Raw genomic sequence first — 22503 nt, 5'->3', positions numbered from 1 at the left:
AGGTCGATAGGCAGGCAGACGGAGAACGCGCAGGAGCCGTGGCTGGACACCACGGTGCACCGCGCATCACCCTCCGTGATGCCGTTGGCTGAATCAGGCCGGTCTCCGGGCTTGTGAGCGGGCCTTGGCCCACGCCTGCGCGCCTTCCCGGATGCTGGCATCCAGTGGCTGTGCGCGACATTTGACTCACTTACCGTTGCGGGGGCAGCGCCGGGCTCGCGCCTTTGCTGGCGCCCACCGGCTTCCCAGTTTCACCCTGCCCAGACGGGGCTGGCAGGGCACCTGAAACACGCGCGAAGGTTAGAGGGTTGGGGCGGGAGCGTCAATCGAACGCGTTTGCCTTGTGGGCGGTGGTTATGCACCGTGAGCGGGAAAGAAGCGTTCCACCCGTACCGCTTTGCGCTTCTGTTTACGTTAAGCCCCCCTCTCGTAGGCAAGAAACCATCGCGCAGAGTCACAGCTGTATGCTGCCGCTGGCTGAACCACTGCTGTACAGCCATGCTCTGAACTGTGAGCAAGCAACTTTAGAGGGCGGCGCACATGAAACGCATCGGTATCCTCTTACCCTGGGCGATGGGCGCCTGCCTGTCGGGCTGTGGCGAGACTGCCCTGCTGGACGTCAGTGAAGGCAGCGGGCCCACACCGCAATTGCCCACACCTAACAAGACCCTGATCCCGACCGTCAACGTCGCACCCGCCATCGGCTGGCCGGACGGCGGCAAACCCAAGGCTGCAGCCGGCACGCAGGTAACGGCCTTCGCCGACAAGCTCGACCACCCGCGCTGGCTCTATGTGTTGCCCAACGGCGATGTGCTGGTGGCTGAAACCAACGCCCCGCCCAAGCCTGAAGATGGCAAAGGCCTGCGTGGCTGGGTGATGGGCAAGGCGATGCAGCGCGCTGGCGCCGGCGTGCCGAGCGCCAACCGCATCACCTTGCTGCGCGATGCCGACCATGATGGGGTCGCGGAAGTGCGCACCACCTTCATCGAAGGGCTCAATTCGCCCTTCGGCATGGCGTTGGTGGGCAAGGACTTTTACGTGGCCGACACCGACAAACTGCTGCGCTTTCACTACGAGCCCGGGGCCATGCACATTCGCGGCGAGGGCCAGCAGGTGGTCGAACTGCCAGGCGGGCCGCTTAACCATCATTGGACCAAGAACGTGATCGCCAGCCCCGATGGCAAGAAGCTCTACGTGACGGTGGGCTCCAACAGCAACGTGGGGGAAAACGGCCTGGACAAGGAACAGGGCCGTGCGGCGATCTGGGAAGTGGACCCTGCCAGCGGCCAGCAGCGCGTGTTTGCCAGCGGCCTGCGCAACCCCAACGGCTTGGCCTGGGAGCCCCACAGCGGCGCACTGTGGACGGCGGTCAACGAACGTGACGAGATCGGTAGCGACCTGGTGCCGGACTACATCACGTCAGTCAAGGATGGCGGCTTCTATGGTTGGCCCTACAGCTATTACGGGCAACACGTCGACCAGCGGGTCGAGCCCCAGGCCCCGCAGAAAGTTGCTCAGGCACTGATGCCGGACTACGCGGTGGGCCCGCACACGGCATCGCTGGGGCTGACGTTCGCCGAGCCTGGCGTGTTGCCGCCGCCGTTCGGGCAGGGGGCATTCGTGGGCCAGCACGGCTCGTGGAACCGCAAGCCGCACAGTGGCTACAAGGTGATCTTCGTGCCGTTCGACGCGACCGGCAAACCTGTCGGCAAACCGGTCGACCTGCTGACGGGGTTTCTAAATGACGAAGGCAAAGCCATGGGGCGACCGGTGGGGGTGATCAATGATAAGCGCGGCGGTTTGCTGGTGGCGGATGACGTGGGGAACGTGATCTGGCGGGTGAGCAAGGCCTTGTAGGAGCAGCCTTGTGCTGCGAAGAGGCCGGTGAAGGCCCCTTACCTCTAAGACTTATGCACCGGCCTCTTCGCAGCGCAAGGCTGCTCCTACACAGTCAGCGATCAACTGCTGACTGCGCAGTGCCTCAGGGATTCTGCGCCAGGTGCCCTTGCGGAATCACGCGCTTGGCCTGTAGGTAAGCCTTGGCCCAGTAGCTGTTCGACAGGTAGTCCAGGCGCACCGTACCGCCGGTGGACGGCGCATGCACAAAGCGCCCTTCCCCAACGTAGATACCGGCATGGCTGACTTGCGAGCCGCCACTGGTGGCAAAGAACACCAGGTCACCCGACTGCAGCGCCTTGGCATCCACGGTGGGCGCGCGCATGACGATCATCTCACGCGTCGAACGCGGCAAGCTGATGCCGGCGGCATCGCGGTAGACATACTTGATCAGGCCGCTGCAATCGAACCCGGAGTCGGGCGTATTGCCGCCCCAGCGATAAGGCGTGCCCACCAGCCCGATCGCACGGATCAACACGTCGTCGGCAATCGGCGAACCATCCGGTTGGCTGTAGGTAACCTGCGGCTGAACCACAGGGGCCGGCGCAGGCGCGCGGCTGGAGCAGGCAGCAAGCAATGCCACCAGGGAAAGGAATGCGAAGCGCGCCATCATTACCATGGCCAGAACATCCTGTCTGAGACCGCTGGACCGCAGCCGAAAAGTGTTGAGAATTTAGATTAGACGCTTTCTGTAAATGCGCACGGCGGCGAGCTTTTTTCAAAGCATCGCCGCCGCGGCAGGATATATCATTTTGACATCAGTTGCGCGCGATGTTGGTCGGCGCCATCGCCAAGGCACGCTTGGCTTCGATGAAGGTCTTGCTCCAGTAGCGATCACCGAGGCTGTCGATGCGCACACCGCCGCTGCGGCGGCTGCTGGAGTGGATGAACTGGTTGTCACCCAGGTAGATGCCCGCATGGCTCACACGACCACGACCATTGGTGCTGAAGAACAGCAGGTCGCCTGGCTTGAGCTTGTTGCGCGCCACTTTCGGGGCATCGACGTTGATCATTTCACGCGTCGAACGCGGCAAGGTCATGCCGGCTTCTTCGCGGAACAGGTAACCGATGAAGCCGCTGCAGTCGAAGCCGGACTTCTCCGAGGTACCACCGAAGCGGTAGCGGGTGCCGATCAACGACATGCCGCGCTCGAGAATGCTGTCAGCCAGAACTGGCAACTGGTAAGGCTTGCTGCTGCTGGAGAAGGCCTCCAGGTCATCTTCAGTGGCCAGCTCTTCCGGTTCGCCGAATACCGACGAAGACGAGGCTTTGGCCTTGAACGCCGACTGTGCGGCGATCGGGGTGTGATCCTGGGGCTGAGATACCGGGGCTTGTGCCGCGCAGCCAAAAAGCAGGGTCACGAGTGCGAGGGGCACGAGGGGTGCGAAGCGCTTTAGCATGGGCACGACCGTGTCAGTAATCCTTTAGAAGGGGGAAACTATGCCCTCTATCATGGCCATTTGCAAATTTTATCGAAAAAGATGTGACTTTTTCGTTTTTCCGCTCTGGCCCAAGGATTTCAGGGGCTTACCAGCCCAGGGTTTCCTTCAGGAAGGGAATGGTCAGCTTGCGCTGCGCTTGCAGCGATGCCTGATCGAGGCGCTCGAGCAGGTCGAACAACGCGCTCATGCTGCGGGTACCGCGGGTGAGGATGAAATGACCAACCTCATCGGTGAGGTGCAGGCCACGGCGCGACGCGCGCAACTGCAGGGCACGCAGCTTGTCTTCATCAGACATGCCGCGCATCTGGAAGATCAGCGCCAGGGTCAACCGCGACTTGAGGTCAGCCAGTTTGATAGGCAGTTCGCGCGGCGAGCTGGAGGCCGCCAGCAGCAAGCGGCGGCCACTGTCGCGCAGGCGATTGAAGAGGTGGAACATGGCCTCTTCCCAATCAGCCTTGCCGGCAATTACGTGCAAGTCGTCGATGCACACCAGCTCGTATTGCTCGAGGTGGTCGAGCAATTCGACACCGCGCTCGAGCAACTGCGCCAACGGCAGGTAGACGGCGGGCTCGCCCAATTGCTGGAAACGGTGGGTTGCAGCCTGCAACAGGTGAGTGCGGCCGACACCCTGCTTGCCCCACAGGTAGATGAGGCTCTCGGTCCAGCCGGCGTCAGCTTCGCATAGGCGCTCGACGTAGCCCAATGCCGCAGCATTGGCGCCCGGATAGTAGTTGATGAAGGTGGCGTCATCGCGCAGGCGCACACCCAGGGGCAACTGGATCGGTGGTTTCATGCTCGCGGGCGGTCGCTAGGACCACGGGGGGCCTTTGGTGAACAGTGTGCAAAGTCTATACCCGGAGCGCGGGCGGCACAATCAGTGAGCAGAAGAGCGCAAACAAAATCAACAAGTTGCGGCTCTTTATGGGGGCCTTTCGGCCCCACCTCACAATTCTGGATCGACATCTGCGCCATACATGTCCGACTCTTTGTACAAATCGTGCGCATGCCGCAGCAGCACCATGATCACCGCCGCCACCGGCAGCGCCAGCAGCACCCCGGTGAAACCGAACAGCTCACCACCGGCAAGAATGGCGAAGATCACCGCCACCGGGTGCAGGCCGATGCGGTCGCCCACCAGCAAGGGCGTCAGCACCATGCCCTCAAGCGCCTGGCCGACCATGAACACCGCAACGATGCCCAGCATCGGATACAAGTCACCGCCAAACTGGAACAAGCCGGCCACCAGCGCCGCGCCGATACCAATGATAAAGCCCATGTACGGCACGATCGCTGCCAACCCCGCCAGCATGCCGATCAGCAAGCCGAGCTCGAGCCCCACCAGCATAAGCCCTGCAGAATAGATGACGCCCAGTGCGAGCATGACCATCAGTTGGCCGCGGACGAACGCGCCCAGTACCTCATGGCACTCCCCCGCCAACTCCACGATCTGCGGTTCGCGGTGGCGCGGCAGCAGGCTGCGCAGCTTGGCCATCATCAGGTCCCAGTCACGCAGCAGGTAGAAGCCCACCACCGGGATCAACACCAGGTTGGCCAGCCAGGCGATCAAGGCCAGGCTTGACGCCGTGGCCTGCGACAGTACGACACCGACGATGTCGGTGGTCTGGCCCATGTGCTCGCCAATGGCGGCCTTGATCTTGTCGAACTTCCAGAAGCCGTCGGCCAGGCCAAGACGGTGTTGCACCCAGGGCAACGCCACGTGCTGCAGCCAGTCGAGCATCTGCGGCGCCAGTTCGTACAAACGCACCAGCTGCTTGGCCAGCATCGGCACCAGCACCAGCAGCAAGGCCATGAGTATCAGGGTGAACAGGCTAAACACCACCACCACGCCCCAAGTGCGGGACAGCCCCAAGCGCTCCAGGCGGTCGACCAGCGGGTCTGCCAGATACGCCAGCAGGATGCCAATCAGAAAGGGCGTCAGAATATGGTGCAGGCTATATAACAGCACGGCGATCAGCAGTGCAGCGCCCAGCCAGATCCAGCGGCGCATATCGGTAACCATGGGTACTCCTTACCAGCGAAAACGCAGGCCGTCGAACGGCTTGGGCACATCAGGTTGCTCGGGGCTCACGCCTGTTGCAGCAGCAGGCACGGCAGGGGCAACGGGCGCCGGCTCAGCCGGTACCTCCTGCAACTTGGCAAGGCCGAGTTGGGCACGTAATTGGTCGCGGTTGGCCGTGACACCGTAAGTCAGCGTGCTGCCTTCAACCATTTGAAGCCGCGGCCCATAGGGTTCGAGTACGCGGCTCAGTTCGGCGTAGCGTTGCAGGTTCATCCCCTGCACCTGAACCTGCTGCTGGCTGCTGGCGCCTGGGCGGGTCACATAGCGCGGCGCCAGGCGGCTGCTAACCGCCAGCATCACCGCGTCGGCCAACGCCGCCTGGTCGGCGCCCTCGGCACTGCCCTGCTCGTGCTGGTCGCCTACCCACAGCTGCCATTTGCCTTGCCATTTGCCATCCGCCTCTTGGGCGTGTACCGCCAGCAGGGCATCGGCCGCGTAGCGTTCGGAGGCTTCGCGCAGCGGTTTTGGGTCATTGCCTTCGACCTGCTTGGCATTGGCCACCAACTGCTCTTGCAGGTCAGCCAGCGGCAGCCGCAATGGCAGGCCCCGGTGCTGGGCGGCACGGCGCAAGGGCTGGGCGGCGGATTGGCCGTCACCCACCAGGTTGCTGCCCTCGGCGTTTTCGTTGAGCCACCAGCCGAGGATCGATGGCCGGTTGCTGCCCCACAGGGCCAGGCCGGCCTTGCGCAAGGCGCGTTCGGTGCTGCCGGGGTCGAACTCGACCAGCACGGACTCGGGCGGGCCGGCTTCGGTACCGACCTGGTTGATGATTTGCTGCGGGTCTTTGCGCAGCTCGGCCAATGCCGGGCTTTGCGCCGCCTTCGGGTCACCGGTCAGGCGCAGGACCAACGTCTCGAGTGCCTTGCCGGTGGCCTGGGTACGGGCTTCAGCGCCCTGCCCCTGAAGTGGCTCGCGCACCTGATAAAGCCCGGAGACGGTCTCGGCTTGCGCGGCTAGCGAGATCAGGGCAAGACAACCTGCTGCCAGAGTGTTGAAAAGACGCATGGAGGATTCCTGTCCAGAAACAAGGTGGAACGGCCGTTGTCATGCAGGCTGTGACCGCGGTGGAACGAAAAATGCTCCTATATGGCTTACACCTTATACAGGGGCGCGCATGACTGCCAGGCGCAGGCCATGGGATTGTGGGTGTTTTCACGATCGAGCGCCGCCCGCGCGGCGCTTCGCAGCACAAGGCTGCTCCTACATTTTGTGGCCAATTATTCCTGAATGATGGGCGACCGCCTCATTAACTCCCTACCCAAAAAGCCTTTTTAACGCTTTCAAGCCCTGCCCGTCGGCCTGAGGATGGCCGCTGCACGGCAACCCTGATAAAATCGCGCGCCTTCACAGACCTCTGACGTTTCAGGCAGCCGCCGCAGTAAAGCCGGCCTTGGCCGTCACGGTCGTTTTTAAGAATCCCTCCCTCCTAAAGGCCTGGATCAATGAGCAAGCAACCCTCCCTGAGCTACAAGGACGCCGGTGTAGACATCGACGCCGGCGAAGCACTGGTCGAACGCATCAAGGGCGTGGCAAAACGCACCGCACGCCCTGAAGTCATGGGTGGCCTGGGTGGCTTCGGCGCCCTCTGCGAGATCCCGGCCGGCTACAAGCAGCCGGTTCTGGTCTCCGGCACCGATGGCGTCGGCACCAAGCTGCGCCTGGCCCTGAACCTGAACAAGCACGACAGCATCGGCCAGGACCTGGTTGCCATGTGCGTCAACGACCTGGTGGTGTGCGGCGCCGAGCCGCTGTTCTTCCTCGACTACTACGCCACCGGCAAGCTGAACGTTGACGTCGCCGCCACCGTGGTCACCGGTATCGGTGCAGGCTGCGAACTGGCGGGCTGCTCGCTGGTCGGTGGTGAAACCGCCGAAATGCCTGGCATGTACGAAGGCGAAGACTACGACCTGGCCGGCTTCTGCGTCGGCGTGGTAGAAAAAGCCGAGATCATCGACGGCTCCAAGGTTGCCACCGGCGACGCGCTGATCGCCCTGCCGTCTTCCGGCCCGCACTCCAACGGCTACTCGCTGATCCGCAAGATCCTCGAAGTGTCCGGCACCGACATCGAGAACACCCAGCTCGACGGCAAGCCACTGACCGACCTGCTGATGGCGCCGACCCGCATCTACGTCAAGCCGCTGCTGCAACTGATCAAGCAGACGGGCGCAGTCAAGGCCATGGCCCACATCACCGGTGGCGGCCTGCTGGACAACATCCCGCGCGTGCTGCCGAAAAACGCCCAGGCCGTGGTCGACGTGGCCAGCTGGCAGCGTCCAGCGGTATTCGACTTCCTGCAGGCGCAAGGCAACGTTGACGAGCATGAAATGCACCGCGTGCTGAACTGCGGCGTCGGCATGGTCATCTGCGTAGCTCAGGACCAGGTCGAAAACGCCCTGAACGTTCTGCGCGCAGAAGGCGAGCAGCCTTGGGTCATCGGCCGCATCGAAGAGGCCGCCGAAGGCGCCGCCCAGGTCGAGCTGCAGAACCTCAAGGCACACTGATGCCGAGCAAGACCTGCAATGTAGTGGTATTGCTGTCGGGTTCCGGCAGCAACCTGCAAGCCCTGATCGACAGCTGCCGCGGTGAAGACAGCCCGGTGCGCATCCGTGCGGTGGTGTCCAACCGCGCCGATGCCTACGGCCTGCAACGCGCCGCAGCCGCTGGCATCGACACCGCCGTACTGGACCACACCGCCTTTGACGGTCGTGAAGCCTTCGATGCCGCTCTGATGGCGCGCATCGACGGCTTTGCGCCAGACCTGGTGGTGCTGGCCGGCTTCATGCGTATCCTCAGTGGCGGCTTCGTCCGCCACTATCAGGGCCGCCTGCTCAATATCCACCCGTCGCTGCTGCCCAAGTACAAGGGCCTGCACACCCACCGACGGGCCCTGGAGGCAGGCGACGCCGAGCATGGCTGCAGCGTACACTTCGTCACCGAGGAACTCGATGGCGGCCCACTGGTCGTACAGGCTGTGGTACCGGTGAAGTCGGACGACACCGCTGAAAGCCTGGCCCAGCGGGTTCACCACCAGGAACACCTGATCTACCCGTTGGCCGTGCACTGGTTCGCCGAGGGGCGCTTGCGTCTGGACGAGCACGGTGCCTTACTGGATGGCCAGCCCCTGGCGGCCAGCGGTCATTTGATTCGATCCTAGGAGACTTTATGCGTCGTGCCCTGCTCTTGGCTCTCGCCGTGCTCGCCCTGCCCCTCCAGGCAGCTGATCTGAAGCCTTTTTCGGCCAGCTACACCGCTGACTGGAAGCAGCTACCCATGAGCGGCACCGCCGAGCGCAGCCTGGTGAAGAATGCCAACGGTACCTGGGACCTTAATTTCAAGGCTTCCATGATGATCGCCAGCCTGACCGAGCAAAGCACCCTGCGCTTGGAAAACGACACCCTGCTGCCGCAGAAGTACCACTTCGAGCGTGGCGGCCTGGGCAAGGCGAAGAAGGTCGACCTGAACTTCGACTGGACCAGCAAGAAAGTCACCGGTAGCGACCGTGGCGATGCGATCAACCTGCCGCTCAACCGCGGCGTGCTGGACAAGTCGTCCTACCAACTGGCGCTGCAGCATGATGTGGCGGCCGGCAAGAAGAGCATGACCTACCAGGTGGTCGACGGTGACGAGATCGACACCTACGACTTCCGCGTCCTGGGCACCGAGAAGGTGACCACCAAGACCGGCCAGGTCGATGCGGTCAAGGTCGAGCGCGTGCGCGACCCTAGCCAGAGCAAGCGCATCACCGAGCTGTGGTTCGCCAAGAGCTGGGACTACCTGCTTGTGCAACTGCGCCAGGTCGAAACCGATGGCAAGGAGTACGTGATCGTGCTGCAGGATGGCACGGTCGATGGCAAGCCGGTGAAGGGTAACTGATCCGCAGCCTGAAGCACCCGGAGCCCCGCCTTGTGCGGGGCTTCTTTTTGAGGTGCTTGCCATAGCATCTTCAGCGCCTATGAGATCGAGCGCCGCCCGCGCGGCGCTTCGCGAGCAACGCTCGCTCCTACGTTTGTTTTTGGCCAGTAACGCCTGTGACAGGCGCACGCGACCGCCTGGTTTGTTCGACGCGATATCGAGTCACGCGCCAAGGCGGTCGCGCGCGTTTGCCCCAGGAATAATTGGCCCGAAACAAACGTAGGAGCGAGCGTTGCTCGCGATGCGCCGCGCGGGCGGCGCTCGATTTGCGCCCCACACTCAAGCCCCAAGCCAAGCACCTGGCAGCCTTCACCCTCTCTCAGCAAGCAAACCGCAGCCCCTGAGCTACATGAAACTTGTTTCATCCCTGTTTTATTTACTTAGCCTGCTAACAAACTCTATAAAGGAGGTGTGCGACACAATGTCGCAACCAACCTAGCAGTGGAGTTTACCGATGACAGTCCAAGTAACCGAACGCGACGAATCGAAAATGTCCCACGAAGGCCTGGCCGCTGGCGTGCGGATCTGGGATGTGCACCAACAAGGCCAATTGGTCGGGATGTTCCACAATGAGCACGAAGCCCACCAGTATCGTGTAGAGCTTGAGGACCTGGAAAGTCAGCGCACTACACAATGACCCTGCAATGCCACAGTCTTTGAACAAAAAACCCCGCCTAGGCGGGGTTTTTCATGCTTACCACATCAAATCGTCAGGGATCTTGTAAGCCGCGTACGGGTCATCGTCGTCGGCTTCCTCGACATGGGTGTTGAGCAGCAGTACGCGATGCGGGTCGCGTTCCTGAATCTTCACCGCCGCTTCACGCGGAATCACTTCGTAGCCGCCGGCAAACGACACGACCGCCAGCGAGCCATTGCTCAGCTTGCTGCGCATCAGGGCATTGACGGCAATGCGCTTGACCTTCTTGTCGTCGACGAAGTTGTAGTAGTCCTCAGTGTTGAGCTTGGGCAGGCGGGTCGCTTCGATCAATTGCTTGATCTGCGCGGCGCGGGCCTTTTGCTCGGCCTTTTCCTGCTGCTGGCGGTTCAACTCCTGGTCACGCTTGGCCTTTTCAGCCATGGCTTCCTTGGCCAGGCGCTGCTGGGTGTCGTCCACCTCGACCTGGCCCTTGTGCTCCAGGCGCTTTTGTTTCTTCTGGGCTTTATTGGTCTGCGAGACCTGTTTCTGGTTGACCAGACCGGCTTTGAGCAATTGGTCGCGAAGGGAAAGGCTCATGAATGTTCACTCACTTAACAGCTCAGCCGCAGCTGGGCAGGTTCTTTTCCTGACGTTTGGCTTCACCCCAAAGGGCATCCAGCTCGTCAAGGTTACAGTCTTCGATGGGCCGACCGCTGTCGCGCAATGCCTGTTCGATAAAACGGAAACGTCGCTCGAACTTGCGATTGGCACGGCGCAGGGCATGTTCCGGGTCTTGCTTGAGGTGGCGGGCCAGGTTGACGGTGGCGAACAACAGGTCGCCGACCTCATCTTCCAGCGCATCGGCATCACCGTCGGCCATGGCCTGCAGGACTTCGTCCAGTTCCTCGCGGACCTTGTCCAGCACCGGCAATGCGTCGGGCCAGTCGAAACCGACCGTGGCCGCACGCTTTTGCAGTTTGGCTGCCCGCGACAATGCAGGCAATGCCGTTGGCACGTCATCGAGCAGCGACAGCTGTTCGGGTTCGCTTTTTTCGGCGCGCTCCTCGGCTTTGATCTCTTCCCAGCGCGACTTGACCTGGGTCTCGCTCAAGCTGGGCGTGTCCACCGGTGCATACAGCTCGCCGGTGGGGAATACGTGCGGGTGGCGGCGGATCAGCTTGCGGGTGATGCTGTCGACCACCCCGTCAAACTCGAAACGCCCCTCTTCCCGGGCCAGCTGGCTGTAGTAGACCACCTGGAACAACAGATCGCCCAGCTCACCCTGCAAGTGCTCGAAATCGCCGCGTTCGATGGTGTCGGCAACCTCGTAGGCTTCTTCGATAGTGTGCGGGACGATGCTGGCGTAGTCCTGCTTCAAGTCCCACGGGCAGCCATATTGCGGGTCGCGCAGGCGGGCCATGAGGTGCAGCAGGTCTTCGAGGGTGTAGGTCATAGGGCTATTCCTTGGCGGGGGCTTTGCCCCCGATCGCCGGCAAGCCGGCTCCCACAGGTACTGCACAGGCCTTGAAGCCAGTGGGATAGCTGTGGGAGCTGGCTTGCCAGCGATGGGCCGCAAAGCGGCCCCAACTCACAGGGTTCAAGGGGTACGGTTACGCCGCGTCTCGATGATGTTCGGCAACTGCGAGATCCGCCCCAGCAAGCGCCCGAGCGCATCCAGGCCCGGAATCTCGATGGTCAGCGACATCAACGCCGTGTTGTCTTCCTTGTTCGAGCGGGTGTTGACCGCCAGCACGTTGATCTTCTCGTTGAGCAGCACCTGCGACACGTCACGCAACAAGCCTGGGCGGTCGTAGGCACGGATGACGATGTCGACCGGGTAGGTCTGCACCGGGATCGGCCCCCAACTCACCTGGATCATCCGCTCTGGCTCCTTGCCTGCCAGTTGCAGCACCGAGGCACAGTCCTGACGGTGGATGCTTACGCCGCGGCCCTGGGTGATATAGCCGACGATGGCATCGCCCGGCAGCGGCTGGCAGCAGCCGGCCATCTGCGTCAGCAGGTTGCCGACACCCTGGATCTGGATATCGCCGCGCTTGCCGGTACGCGGGCCCGTGGGCTTGCGCTGCACCAGCTCGATCTGCTCGATACGCTCAGGCTCCAGCAACTGCTGGGCAGCGTTGACCAGGTGAGCCAGGCGTAGATCACCCGCGCCGAGCGAGGCGAACATGTCTTCGGCGGTCTTGACGTTGGTCTTCTCGGCCAGGCGCTCGAAGTCCACCTGCGGCAGGCCCAGGCGGCTGAGTTCGCGCTCGAGCAAGGTCTTGCCGGCGGCGACGTTCTGGTCGCGTGCCTGCAGCTTGAACCAGTGAACGATCTTGGCCCGTGCCCGCGAGGTGGTGACGTAACCCAGGTTGGAGTTCAACCAGTCACGGCTGGGGTTGCCGTGTTTGCTGGTGATGATCTCGACCTGCTCGCCGGTCTGCAGGCTGTAGTTCAGCGGCACGATACGCCCGTTGATCTTGGCGCCGCGGCAGTTGTGGCCGATTTCGGTGTGCACGCGGTAGGCGAAGTCTAGCGGCGTAGCGCCCTTGGGCAGGTCGATGGCATGGCCGTCCGGGGTGAACACGTAGACCCGGTCCGGCTCGATGTCGACGCGCAGCTGCTCGGCCAGGCCGCCGATGTCACCCAGCTCTTCATGCCACTCGAGCACCTGGCGCAGCCAGGAAATCTTCTCTTCGTAGTGATTGGAGCTCGGCTTGACGTCGGTGCCCTTGTAGCGCCAGTGGGCGCAAACCCCAAGCTCGGCTTCCTCGTGCATGCCGTGGGTGCGGATCTGCACCTCCAGCACCTTGCCCTCCGGGCCGATCACCGCCGTGTGCAGCGAGCGGTAGCCGTTTTCCTTCGGGTTGGCGATGTAGTCGTCGAATTCCTTGGGGATGTGCCGCCACAGGGTATGCACGATACCCAGCGCGGTGTAGCAATCGCGGATCTCCGGGACCAGCACACGCACCGCACGCACATCGTAGATCTGGCTGAATTCCAGGCCTTTGCGCTGCATCTTGCGCCAGATCGAATAGATGTGTTTCGCCCGGCCACTGATGTCGGCGTTCACGCCGGTGGCCAGCAGCTCGTTCTGCAGCTGGTTCATCACGTCGCTGATGAAGCGCTCGCGGTCCAGCCGGCGCTCGTGCAGGAGCTTGGCGATCTGTTTGTACTGGTCGGGTTCAAGGTAGCGGAAGGACAGGTCTTCCAGCTCCCACTTGATGTGACCGATGCCCAGGCGATGCGCCAGGGGGGCATAGATGTCGAACACCTCGCGCGCGACGCGCAGGCGTTTTTCGTCGTCGGCGGCCTTGACCGCACGGATTGCGCAGGTGCGCTCGGCCAGCTTGATCAGTGCAACGCGCACGTCGTCGACCATGGCCACGAGCATCTTGCGCAGGTTCTCGACCTGCGCCTGGGAGCCCAGCACCAGCGACTGGCGCGGGCTGAGGCTGGCACTGATGGCCGCCATGCGCAGCACGCCGTCGATCAGCTTGGACACCACCGGGCCAAAACGCTGGCTGACTTCGGCCAGGGTCACCTTGCCTTCACGCACCGAACGGTAAATGACGGCGGCTACCAGCGAATCCTGGTCGAGCTTGAGGTCGGCGAGAATCTCGGCGATCTCCAGGCCCGCCTGGAAGCTGGACGTACCGTCGGCCCAGGAATGCTTGGCAGGGTTACCTTTCTTCTCGACTTCGTGAGCGAATTCGCAGGCCTCTTTCAGCGCTGCGCGATCCAGGGCTGAATCGACGCTTACCACATGATCCAGCCATGCTTCGAGATTGATACTGCCGTCAGTGTTGACCGGCTGGTGCACTCTCACCTGTACCATCTTTGTTTTACCTTTCCATACAGCGCACCACGCGGGTGCGCAGGCTTCCACCGTGTGGCCGCCATTCCCTGGCAACCGCACCAACGGGCCAGTCTGCTAGCCCGCTTCGAATAACGCCATGGCCTCGACATGCGCCGTCTGAGGAAACATGTCGAGAATCCCGGCCCTTTTTAACCGGTACCCCTGTCCGACCAGCACCTGGGCGTCTCGCGCCAGCGTGGCCGGGTTGCACGATACGTAGACCAGCCGCTTGGCCTTGAGGCGTGCGATGTCTTGCACCACCTCGAAAGCACCGTCGCGCGGTGGGTCCAAGAGTACCGCAGAAAAGCCTTCGGCGGCCCACTCGGCACCTGCCAAAGGCTGCGATAAATCGGCCTGAAAAAACCGTGCGTTATGCACATTGTTGTTTCGGGCATTGGCCGCGGCCCGATCGACCATGGCCTGTACACCTTCCACCGCCACCACTTCACGCGCCTGCCGCGCCAACGGCAGGGCAAAATTACCCAGGCCACAGAACAGGTCAAGCACACGTTCGTCGGCTTGCGGTGCGAGCCAGGCTAACGCCTGCTCGATCATCGCCGTATTGACTTGGGCGTTAACCTGCACGAAATCACCGGGGCGCCAGGCCAATTCCAGCTGCCAGGGTTCGAGGGTAAAGCCCAGGGTCGTGGCCGCGTCTACCGGTGCCGGTTCACCCTCGCCCTGCAGCCAGAGCTGCGCCTTGGCCTCGTCGCAAAATGCCTGCAGGCGGGCCAGGTCATCCGCCGGCAGCGGTGCGACATGGCGCACCAGCAGCGCCTCAGCGGTGCCGCTGAACAGTTCCACATGGCCGATGACCTGCGGTTTGCTCAGCGAACGCAGCGCCGTCGGCAAGTGGCGCAGAATCGACTGCAAGGGCTGTACCAGCACTGCACAGTCGTCGATGGAAATGATGTCCTGGCTGGCTTCGGCACGGAACCCGACCTCCAGCTGACGCGCCTTGATGTCCCAGCGCACAGCCACCCGCGCCCGGCGCCGGTAGCCGAATTCCGGCCCGCTCAGGGGGGCGGCCCAGGCCTCGGGTTGCACGCCGGCAACCCGCTGCAGCTGTTCGGCCAGGGTGCGTTGCTTGAGCGCCAGCTGCGCTTCATGGGGCAGATGCTGCAGGTTGCAGCCGCCACAGCGGGCATAGTGCCGGCAAGGTGCTTCGCGCCGCTCGGGGCTGGCCTGCAGCACGCGCTCCAGGCGCGCCTCCACGACTTTGCCGCGGGCATTGAGCACACGGGCCTCGACGGCTTCACCGGCCAACGCGCCACTGACGAACCAGGTACGCCCTTCATGGAAAGCGATGCCACGGCCGTCACCGGCCAGGCGCTCGATATCCAGGCGCTGTTTCTTGCCCACGGGAACCTGGGGGCTACGGTTGCCACCGGCTGGCTGGAAGCGCAGGCCGCTGTTGCTTTTCTTCTTGGACATTTAGCTCGGATCAAACAGGCCAGTGGACAGGTATCGGTCACCACGGTCGCAGATGATTGCGACCATTACCGCGTTTTCCACCTCGCGAGACAGGCGCAGCATCGCCGCGACCGCACCACCGGAAGACACGCCGCAGAAAATGCCCTCTTCACGGGCAAGGCGGCGGGTGGTGTCTTCGGCTTCCTGCTGGGACATGTCGACCACGCGATCGACGCGGGTGGCGTCGAAGATCTTCGGCAGGTATTCCTCGGGCCAGCGACGGATGCCCGGAATCGCCGAGCCTTCCATCGGCTGCAGGCCGATGATCTGCACGGCTGGGTTCTGCTCTTTAAGATACTGCGAGCAGCCCATGATGGTGCCGGTGGTGCCCATCGAGCTGACGAAATGGGTGATAGTGCCCTGGGTCTGCTGCCAGATTTCCGGGCCGGTGCTGTTGTAGTGGGCGATCGGGTTGTCGCCATTGGCGAACTGGTCGAGCACCAGGCCGCGGCCCTCGGCCTGCAGCTTCTCGGCGAGGTCGCGGGCACCTTCCATGCCCTCTTCCTTGGTCACCAGGATCAGCTCGGCGCCGTAGGCCGTCATGGCGGCCTTGCGCTCGGCGGTGGAGTTGTCTGGCATGATCAGGATCATCTTGTAACCCTTGATCGCTGCCGCCATCGCCAGGGCGATGCCAGTGTTGCCCGAGGTCGCCTCGATCAGCGTGTCACCCGGCTTGATCTGGCCGCGCAGTTCGGCGCGGGTGATCATCGACAGCGCCGGGCGGTCCTTGACCGAACCGGCGGGATTGTTACCTTCGAGCTTGAGCAGGAGCGTGTTGCTGGTCTCTCCGGCAATGCGCTGCAGGCGAACCAGGGGCGTATTGCCGACGCAATCGGCGATGGTTGGGTACTGCAAGGTCATGGCGTATTTCACAATCCGGACGGCAGGGGCGCCTATCATACCGGCAATCCTTTGCGCGCCATATCACGCAATCTGTGATGCATATAGCTACAAGCTATAACGAGGCGACCTGCGGCCGTGGGTTGTCCTTGGCAGTGGCCGGCACATGGAGCGGCAAGCGCATGCACAGGCGCAGCCCGCGCTTGCCATTTTCTGCCCACAAGGTCCCGCCCTGGCGCTGGATGGCACTGCGCGCAATGCTCAAACCCAGCCCGAAACCGCCGTCCCCAGGCCGCGAACCGTCCAGCCGCGAGAACGGCGCGAAGATCCGTTCCAGGTCCTCTTCTGCAACCCCACCGCCCTCGTCTTCCAGCCACAGCCGCCAGTGGTTACCGTCGCGCTGCCCACCCAAGCGCACCACGCCGTTAGTCGGCGAGTGGCGGATGGCATTGCGCAGCATGTTCTCCAGCGCCTGGGCCAGGTGGTTGAGGTTGCCCTGCACCCAGCAACTGGCGGGCAGTTCGCAGCGCAGGCGTTCGGGCGACCAGCCGCTTTCGTAGCTGGCATCCTCGGCGAGCAGGTCCCACAACGCTTGAACCTGGATGGGCTCAAGGTTCATCGGCGCACGCTCGGCATCCTGCCAGGCCAATTGCAGGGTGCCCTCGACCAATTGCTGCATGCAGTCCACTTCACGCGCCAGGCGTTCGCGCAGGTGCTGCAGGTCGGTTTCGCCATCGCAGGCCACACGTAGCCGGCTGAGCGGCGTGCGCATTTCGTGCGACAGGTCGCGCAGCATCTGTTGCTGCATGGCCACCGTGCCCTGCAGCCGTTCGGCCATCTGGTCGAACGCGCGGGCCAGCTCGCCAAGTTCGTCATGCCGGGCGATGGTGCGCGAATCGAGGCGTGCCGACAGCTGGTCGGCACGCCAGGCATTGGCCTGCTCACGCAGTTGGTTGAGCGGCACGATCAGCATGCGGTACAGCCCAACGCACAGCAGCAAGGTGAACAGAGCGGGGATGATGCCGTTGGTCAGCACCCGCCACAGCATGCGGTACTCGCCGGGGTTGAGGCGCTCTGGCAGTTCGATCACCAGCATGCCCTGCTCCGGCGCCCCTGGGAACGGAATGCGCAGCCACGGCTGGTCGACACTGCGCCGGCTCATCGGCCAGTCGACGCCGCGCAGACGCGTCAGCCGTTGCATGATCTGGGGGTTCAGGGTGGCGCTGTCGAGCGGTCGCAGGTTGATGTCGAGCACGCCAACCCAGCCACGCTCGCGCTGGTGCATGGCCTGCACCCAGCGGTCCAGCCCCGCGCGCCCGTCACTGCGCCAGGCCTGCTCGGCCTCAGCCGCATAACCGCGCAGCAGTTGGCGTGCCGGTTCGGTCAGGAAGGCGTTCTGGGTTTCCATGTGCCGGCCCCAGGTGTAGCTCAGGCCGATCATCAGCAGGCAGAAGCCCACCAGCAGGATGGCCAGCTTCCAGAACAGCGAATGGCGGTCGAGCATGGCTCACTCCATCTCGCTGGCGCTAAGCACGTAACCTTTGCCCCAGACCGTGCGGATCTGCCGTTCGTGGTAGCCGATGCCCTTGAGCTTGCGGCGGATCTGGCTGACATGCATGTCCAGGCTGCGATCATGCCGCGAGTAACCGCGCTGCAAGACCTGCTGATAAAGGAAGGGTTTGCTCAGCACCTCGTCCAGGTTGCGGTTGAGGATCTCGAGCAGGCGGTATTCGCTGGGGGTCAGGCCTGCCAGGCGCCCTTCGAACCTGACGTCGCTGAGCCCCTCGTCGAACTGCAACCCACCTCCGGCGGCCTCTTGCTGCGGCTGATGGCGCCGCTCCAGAGCCACGCGCCGCAGGATCGCCTCGATGCGTACCTGCAACTCGGCCATGCTGAAGGGCTTGGGCAGGTAGTCGTCGGCGCCGCGCTGAAAACCACTGATACGGTCGGCTTCTGCGCCCAGCGCCGACATCAGGATCACCGGCGTGGTGCTGCGCGTGCGCAATTGGGCCAGTGCATCCAGGCCGTTGAGCCCTGGCAGCAGGATGTCCAACAACACCACGTCGAATGCCTGCCGGCCTGCGGTTTCAAGGCCTTCGAGCCCATTACGGCACCAGGTCACCTGGAAGCCGCCACGCTGCAGCTCCTCGTGCAGGTAGGCACCCAGCACCGGGTCGTCCTCGATGGCGAGGATAGTGGAGGTATGAATAGCTACGGGATTCATTGGCAACTGCCATGCATTCTCAATTGCGCGATTATTGAGCATCCGCTCTGCTCCAGGCAACCGCCCTGCGACCAATGCCTCGACATGGCCACGAAAAGACAGACAAATGGGTGCATTAGCCGAGCAGGCGGAGTAACTTCCCGGCTTGGTCCGTCACGCAGTTGACGGCGTCCAGGCACATGACAGGAGGCAAGTGTGCTCGATCGTTTGGGAATCAGAAGCCGGGTCCTGCTGTTGGCCCTGCTGCCTGCCGGCTTGATGGCGCTGGTATTGGGCAGTTATTTCACCTGGCTGCAGCAAAGCGATTTGCGCACCCAGCTGCTGCAACGCGGCAAGATGATCGCCGAGCAACTGGCGCCGCTGGCTGCACCTGCCATGGCCAAGCGGGCCCCCGGGCAGCTGGAACGGATTGCCGCGCAGACCCTGGAGCAAACCGACGTGCGCGCGGTCGCCTTTCTTGCCCCAGACCGCACGCGCCTGGCGCATGCAGGCCCGAGCATGCTCAACCAGCCGCCCACGGGCGGTACCGGCACGCAACTGTTGCAACGCACCGGCAATGACGCCACCCGCTACCTGATGCCTGTCTTCGGCCACCACCGCGACCTGGCCACCGATGCCGTGCCGGCCGAAGCCGAGCGCCTGCTGGGTTGGGTCGAAATCGAACTGTCGCACGACGGCACCTTGCTGCGTGGCTACCGCAACCTGTTCACCAGCCTGTTGCTGATCCTCGCCTGCCTGGCCCTCAGTGGCCTGCTGGCACTGCGCATGAGCCGCACCATCAACGACCCGATAAAACGCATCAAGCATGCGGTCAATCAGCTCAAGGACGGCCACCTGGACGAGCGCCTGCCGGCCATGGGCAGCCACGAGTTGGACGAGCTGGGCCGCGGCATCAACCGCATGGCCGAAACCCTGCACAGCGCTCACGAAGAGCTGCAGCACAGCATCGACCAGGCCACCGAAGACGTGCGCCAGAACCTGGAGACCATCGAGATCCAGAACATCGAGCTGGACATGGCCCGCAAGGAAGCCCTGGAGGCCAGCCGCATCAAGTCGGAGTTCCTGGCCAACATGAGCCACGAGATCCGCACCCCGCTCAACGGCATCCTCGGCTTCACCCATTTGCTGCAGAAAAGTGAGCTGACGCCGCGCCAGCTGGATTACCTGAGCACCATCGAGAAGTCCGCCGACAACCTGCTGGGGATCATCAACGAGATCCTCGACTTCTCCAAGATCGAGGCCGGCAAGCTGGTGCTCGACAGCATTCCGTTCAACCTGCGCGACCTGGTCCAGGACACCCTGACCATCCTCGCCCCGGCCGCGCATGCCAAGCAGCTCGAGCTGCTCAGCCTGATCTACCGCGATACCCCATCATCGCTGATCGGCGACCCGTTGCGGCTCAAGCAGATCCTCACCAACCTGGTGAGCAACGCGATCAAGTTCACCCGCGAAGGCACCATCGTCGTGCGCGCCATGCTTGAAGACGAACACGAAGACAGCGCGCAGCTTCGCATCAGCGTGCAAGACACCGGCATCGGCCTGTCGCCGCAGGATGTGCGCACGCTGTTCCAGGCCTTCAGCCAGGCCGATAACTCACTGGCGCGCCAGCCTGGGGGTACCGGCCTGGGCCTGGTGATTTCCAAGCGCCTGATCGAGCAGATGGGCGGCGAGATCGGCGTCGACAGCACGCCGGGCGAAGGCTCGCAGTTCTGGATCAGCCTCAACCTGCCCAAGGCTCACGACGATGCCGAAGAGCTGCCGCTGCAGCCCCTGCTGGGCCGCCGCGCCGCCATCGTCGACAGCCATGAGCTGGCGCGCCAGGCGCTGGAGCACCAGCTCGAAGACTGCGGCCTGAGCGTCAGCCTGTTTGCCTCGTACGACCAGCTTCTGCATGCGGTACAGGCCGCAAGCCAGGCGGGCCACCCGTTCGACTTCGCAGTGCTCGGCGCCAACCTGGGCAACCTGACGCCCGAGCAGCTCGGTGAGTACCACCTGCAACTGGACCGCTACCAGTGCCAGTGCGTGGTGCTGTGCCCGACCACCGAACAGGCGCTGTACCACCCCTACCTGCCCAATGGCCATGGCCAACTCCTGTCCAAGCCGACGTGCACGCGCAAGTTGCGTCGGCTGCTGCTGGAGCTGATCCAACCGCGTCGCCCGCTGGGCGAGCCGAACATCCTCAGCGGCCAGCGCCAGCCGAAGATTTTGTGCGTCGACGACAACCCGGCCAACCTGCTGCTGGTACAGACCCTGCTCGAAGACCTGGGTGCCCAGGTGCTGGCCGTCGACAACGGCTATGCGGCGGTGCAAGCGGTGCAGGATGAACCCTTCGACCTGGTGCTGATGGACGTGCAAATGCCCGGCATGGATGGCCGCGCCTGCACCGAGCAAATCCGCCTGTGGGAAAACGCCCAAAGCGGCAGCCCGCTGCCGATTGTCGCCCTCACCGCGCATGCCATGGCCAACGAGAAACGCGCGCTGCTGCATGCCGGCATGGACGACTACCTGACCAAACCGATCAGTGAGCGGCAGTTGGCCCAGGTGGTGATGAAGTGGACCGGCCTGAGCCTGGGCGTGCCGCAGCAAGAGCGCTTGGCCGAACAGCGGCTCAACAGCGACGAACTGAAGGTGCTCGACCCCGACGAAGGTTTGCGCCTGGCCGCCGGCAAATCCGACTTGGCGGCCGACATGCTGGCCATGCTGCTGGCGTCACTGGAGTCCGACCGCCAGGCGATACGCGCCGCCCGCGAAGCGCAGGATCACACCACCTTGATCGAGCAGGTGCACCGCCTCAACGGAGCCTCGCGTTATTGCGGTGTGCCGCAGCTGCGGGCGGCATGCCAGCGCAGCGAGACCTTGCTCAAACAAGAGCACCCCCACGCGCAGCAGGCACTGGATGAACTGGACAGCGCGATCAGCCGGCTGGCGGCACAGGCACACATCAATGCCTGACAGCGCTGCCTTGCCCCTACTGTTGGATTGGCCTTGTGCCGCTGTAGGAGCAGCCTTGTGCTGCGAAGAGGCCCGTGACAGCAGCGAAGATTTACTGTGCTGTCACCGGCCTCTTCGCAGCACAAGGCTGCTCCTACAACGGCCACACAGGACGGCCAGCTACAATCCCCAGACATTCGCAAAGGAAGCCCGACCATGCGCGCCCTGTTGTTCAGCAGCCAGCACTACGACCAGGAAAGCTTCACCCAGGCCGCTGCCGGCACTGCCCTGGAGTTGCACTTCCAGCCCGCCCGCCTGACCCTGGACACCGCGCCCCTCGCCAGCGGTTACGAGGTTGTCTGCGCCTTCATCAACGATGAGCTCGACGCCCAGGTAATGGCGCGCCTGGCCGCAGGCGGCACGCGCCTGATCGCCCTGCGTTCGGCGGGCTATAACCATGTCGACCTGGCGGCCGCCCAGCGCCTGGGCCTGGCCGTGGTGCGGGTGCCAGCCTACTCGCCACACGCGGTGGCCGAGCACGCCGTGGCGCTGATCCTCGCCCTCAACCGGCGCCTGCACCGGGCTTACAACCGCACCCGCGAAGGTGATTTCACCCTGCATGGCCTGACCGGCTTCGACCTGCACGGCAAAACCGTCGGGGTGGTCGGCACCGGCCAGATCGGCGCTGCGTTCGCCCGCATCATGGCCGGCTTCGGCTGCCAGTTGCTGGCCTACGACCCCTACCCCAACCCAGACCTGCTGGCCCTTGGCGCCCGCTACCTGCCCCTGCCCGAGTTGCTGCGCGAGGCGCGCATCATCAGCCTGCATTGCCCGCTGACCGAGCACACCCGGCACCTGATCAATGCGCAAAGCCTGGCTCAACTGCAACCTGGCGCCATGCTGATCAACACCGGCCGCGGCGCCCTGGTCGACACCCCGGCATTGATCGACGCACTCAAGTGCGGCCAGCTGGGCTACCTGGGCCTGGACGTCTACGAAGAAGAGGCCCAACTGTTTTTCGAGGACCGCTCCGACCAGCCTTTGCAAGACGATGTGCTGGCCCGGCTGCTGACCTTCCCTAACGTGATCATCACCGCCCACCAGGCCTTCCTCACCCGCGAGGCGCTGGACGCCATCGCCGCCACCACGCTGGACAACATCAACCGCTGGATGGCAGGCAAACCCCAGAATCTGGTATCGGGTTAATGC

The 22503-nt window shown here is 63.5% G+C and carries 19 protein-coding genes and 1 riboswitch; of the genes, 7 read left to right on the top strand and 12 right to left on the bottom strand.

Annotated features, from left to right (window positions below; genetic code table 11):
- Positions 1–79: 79 nt before the first annotated feature.
- Positions 80–301, bottom strand: a riboswitch (cobalamin riboswitch).
- Positions 302–540: 239 nt separating this feature from the next.
- A complete protein-coding gene (locus HU750_RS01955; protein WP_186676102.1) occupies positions 541–1857 on the top strand; it encodes a PQQ-dependent sugar dehydrogenase in 1317 nt (438 codons plus the stop codon).
- Between the two features lie 124 nt (positions 1858–1981).
- Here the strand turns inward: HU750_RS01955 and HU750_RS01950 are convergent, their stop codons facing one another.
- The 5 genes from HU750_RS01950 to HU750_RS01930 all read right to left on the bottom strand — a co-directional run bounded on the left by HU750_RS01950 (position 1982) and on the right by HU750_RS01930 (position 6423).
- Positions 1982–2515: a C40 family peptidase gene (locus HU750_RS01950; RefSeq protein WP_099453169.1), complete on the bottom strand. Its 534-nt coding sequence runs from the start codon at positions 2513–2515 to the stop codon at positions 1982–1984.
- A 139-nt stretch (positions 2516–2654) separates the two neighbouring features.
- Positions 2655–3296 (bottom strand): C40 family peptidase, encoded by a 642-nt coding sequence (locus tag HU750_RS01945; RefSeq protein WP_186676100.1) that lies wholly within the window; start codon positions 3294–3296, stop codon positions 2655–2657.
- Between the two features lie 127 nt (positions 3297–3423).
- Positions 3424–4131 (bottom strand): DnaA regulatory inactivator Hda, encoded by a 708-nt coding sequence (hda, locus tag HU750_RS01940; RefSeq protein WP_027595859.1) that lies wholly within the window; start codon positions 4129–4131, stop codon positions 3424–3426.
- 150 nt (positions 4132–4281) lie between these two features.
- Complete coding sequence (locus tag HU750_RS01935) at positions 4282–5358, bottom strand: AI-2E family transporter (RefSeq protein ID WP_186676096.1); 1077 nt, start codon at positions 5356–5358, stop codon at positions 4282–4284.
- 9 nt (positions 5359–5367) lie between these two features.
- The gene (locus HU750_RS01930) at positions 5368–6423 is read right to left on the bottom strand and encodes a DUF2066 domain-containing protein (protein ID WP_186676095.1); all 1056 of its coding nucleotides are present in this window, start codon (positions 6421–6423) and stop codon (positions 5368–5370) included.
- A gap of 437 nt (positions 6424–6860) precedes the next feature.
- Between HU750_RS01930 and purM the strand changes: the two genes are divergently transcribed.
- The 4 genes from purM (at position 6861) to HU750_RS01910 (ending at position 9967) form a co-directional block, all read left to right on the top strand.
- The gene (gene purM, locus HU750_RS01925) at positions 6861–7919 is read left to right on the top strand and encodes a phosphoribosylformylglycinamidine cyclo-ligase (RefSeq protein WP_027595856.1); all 1059 of its coding nucleotides are present in this window, start codon (positions 6861–6863) and stop codon (positions 7917–7919) included.
- Positions 7919–8572, top strand: a complete 654-nt coding sequence (gene purN, locus HU750_RS01920) for a phosphoribosylglycinamide formyltransferase (RefSeq protein WP_085272756.1) — start codon at positions 7919–7921, stop codon at positions 8570–8572. Before purM ends, purN begins: the two co-directional genes overlap by 1 nt.
- 8 nt (positions 8573–8580) lie before the next feature.
- Positions 8581–9291 carry a DUF3108 domain-containing protein gene (locus HU750_RS01915; RefSeq protein ID WP_027595854.1) on the top strand — a complete coding sequence of 237 codons (711 nt, stop codon included), beginning with the start codon at positions 8581–8583 and terminating at the stop codon, positions 9289–9291.
- Between the two features lie 493 nt (positions 9292–9784).
- Positions 9785–9967 carry a hypothetical protein gene (locus tag HU750_RS01910; RefSeq protein ID WP_027595853.1) on the top strand — a complete coding sequence of 61 codons (183 nt, stop codon included), beginning with the start codon at positions 9785–9787 and terminating at the stop codon, positions 9965–9967.
- A gap of 57 nt (positions 9968–10024) precedes the next feature.
- Here the strand turns inward: HU750_RS01910 and HU750_RS01905 are convergent, their stop codons facing one another.
- From HU750_RS01905 to HU750_RS01875, 7 genes are all read right to left on the bottom strand, one after another.
- Entirely contained in the window at positions 10025–10564 is a 540-nt protein-coding gene (locus HU750_RS01905) for a DUF2058 domain-containing protein (protein ID WP_099453166.1), read from the bottom strand.
- A 22-nt stretch (positions 10565–10586) separates the two neighbouring features.
- Positions 10587–11420 carry a nucleoside triphosphate pyrophosphohydrolase gene (gene mazG / locus HU750_RS01900; RefSeq protein ID WP_027595851.1) on the bottom strand — a complete coding sequence of 278 codons (834 nt, stop codon included), beginning with the start codon at positions 11418–11420 and terminating at the stop codon, positions 10587–10589.
- A gap of 144 nt (positions 11421–11564) precedes the next feature.
- The gene (gene relA / locus HU750_RS01895; protein WP_027595850.1) at positions 11565–13805 is read right to left on the bottom strand and encodes a GTP diphosphokinase; all 2241 of its coding nucleotides are present in this window, start codon (positions 13803–13805) and stop codon (positions 11565–11567) included.
- 96 nt (positions 13806–13901) lie between these two features.
- The gene (gene rlmD, locus HU750_RS01890; RefSeq protein WP_099428505.1) at positions 13902–15260 is read right to left on the bottom strand and encodes a 23S rRNA (uracil(1939)-C(5))-methyltransferase RlmD; all 1359 of its coding nucleotides are present in this window, start codon (positions 15258–15260) and stop codon (positions 13902–13904) included.
- Positions 15261–16160 (bottom strand): cysteine synthase CysM, encoded by a 900-nt coding sequence (gene cysM, locus HU750_RS01885; protein WP_025754883.1) that lies wholly within the window; start codon positions 16158–16160, stop codon positions 15261–15263.
- 94 nt (positions 16161–16254) lie between these two features.
- A complete protein-coding gene (locus HU750_RS01880; protein ID WP_186676094.1) occupies positions 16255–17643 on the bottom strand; it encodes a sensor histidine kinase in 1389 nt (462 codons plus the stop codon).
- Positions 17644–17646: 3 nt separating this feature from the next.
- A complete protein-coding gene (locus HU750_RS01875; RefSeq protein WP_186676093.1) occupies positions 17647–18363 on the bottom strand; it encodes a response regulator transcription factor in 717 nt (238 codons plus the stop codon).
- A 195-nt stretch (positions 18364–18558) separates the two neighbouring features.
- Here HU750_RS01875 and HU750_RS01870 point away from each other — a divergent pair, with 195 nt between their 5' ends.
- Together HU750_RS01870 and HU750_RS01865 are read left to right on the top strand one after the other, a co-directional pair.
- On the top strand, positions 18559–21315 hold the full coding sequence (locus tag HU750_RS01870; RefSeq protein WP_186676092.1) for a response regulator: 2757 nt from the start codon (positions 18559–18561) through the stop codon (positions 21313–21315).
- 195 nt (positions 21316–21510) lie between these two features.
- Positions 21511–22500 carry a 2-hydroxyacid dehydrogenase gene (locus HU750_RS01865; protein ID WP_186676091.1) on the top strand — a complete coding sequence of 330 codons (990 nt, stop codon included), beginning with the start codon at positions 21511–21513 and terminating at the stop codon, positions 22498–22500.
- The last annotated feature ends 3 nt before the right edge of the window (positions 22501–22503 follow it).

The organism is Pseudomonas sp. SWRI50 (assembly GCF_014269095.1).
In the GTDB taxonomy this organism is placed as follows: domain Bacteria; phylum Pseudomonadota; class Gammaproteobacteria; order Pseudomonadales; family Pseudomonadaceae; genus Aquipseudomonas; species Aquipseudomonas kermanshahensis.
This window is presented reverse-complemented; position numbering and strand designations above follow the sequence as displayed.